Below are 272 nucleotides of genomic sequence, written 5' to 3' on the forward strand. Positions count from 1 at the left end.
ATTATGGCAAAACCTACCAATGCTTATACCGACAATAGTTTTGCCTCCTCTGATCTCAAAACCATTTTGCACTCCAAACGTGCCAATATCTATTACCTCTCGCACTGCCGCGTTATGCAAAAAGACGGCCGCGTCTTGTACCTTACTGAAGATGACAAAGCCAATCTTTATTACAACATCCCTATCGCCAATACCACTTCAATACTGCTCGGTACAGGCACATCGATCACTCAAGCGGCGATGCGCTTACTGTCACAAGCTGGGGTGTTGGT

General features: G+C 46.0%; 1 pseudogene. It reads left to right on the forward strand.

Annotation, left to right across the window (positions count from 1 at the left end):
* Nucleotides 1–3 precede the first annotated feature (3 nt).
* Nucleotides 4–272 (forward strand): annotated as a pseudogene (locus AAEZ02_RS22500) (hypothetical protein); the annotation flags it as partial.

It is taken from the genome of Shewanella sp. T24-MNA-CIBAN-0130 (assembly GCF_040310185.1).
GTDB lineage: Bacteria > Pseudomonadota > Gammaproteobacteria > Enterobacterales > Shewanellaceae > Shewanella > Shewanella psychromarinicola.